The 652-nt window shown below is 64.4% G+C and carries 2 protein-coding genes; both read left to right on the top strand.

The window, feature by feature from the left end; translation table 11 throughout:
* Positions 1–230, top strand: a 230-nt coding sequence (locus PJB24_RS15820; protein WP_273847624.1) for a hypothetical protein, incomplete at its 5' end; no start/stop codon positions are given.
* 78 nt (positions 231–308) lie between these two features.
* Positions 309–652 (top strand): PIN domain-containing protein (locus tag PJB24_RS15825; protein WP_273847625.1); only part of this gene is annotated, 344 nt, incomplete at its 3' end.

Raw genomic sequence — 652 nt, forward strand, 5'->3', positions numbered from 1 at the left:
TGAAGAAGGCGAGGATGCGTGCCCTGGAGGAGGACACGTCCGTGAACGCGGTCCTGCGGGACTACCTCGAAGAGTACGCCGGCAGTAGACGGGAGAGGCGGGAGGCTGGCCGCAGGCTGCTGGAGCTTGCCGAAGACTCCGGCATGAGCAGCGAAGGCAAGGGGTTGCCCGGGCGGGAAGACCTGTACGACCGTAAAATCGCGCGTGGCCGATCCGCGGGTCCGCTCTAGGTGATCGACGTGCCTGCGTTCCTGGATACAAACGTACTGGTCTACGCCTTCGACTAAGGGGAGCCGGAGAAACGCGAGGTGGCTCGCAAGCTTGTGAGCGAGCATCTCATCGAGGGCGACGGGATGTTCTCGGTGCAGGTCCTGCGGGAGTTCTACTCTGCAACCCGCAAACTGGCGCACCCGCTCCCGATCGGGAAGGCCGTAGAGGCGGTCGGCTATCTGGCCAGGTTCTCACCGATAGCCGAGGATGCCCGGATGGTGGTCGGAGCGGCCCATCGCAGTCGGGAGCTGGCGCTCTCCTTCTGGGACGCCCTGATCGTGGAGGCCGCGCTCCGTGGAGGGGCGGACCGCATTCTGACCGAAGATCTCCAGCACGGGCAGAGGATCGAAAGCCTCACCATCGAGAACCCTTTCCTGGAGAT

The organism is Rubrobacter calidifluminis, assembly GCF_028617075.1.
GTDB lineage: Bacteria > Actinomycetota > Rubrobacteria > Rubrobacterales > Rubrobacteraceae > Rubrobacter_E > Rubrobacter_E calidifluminis.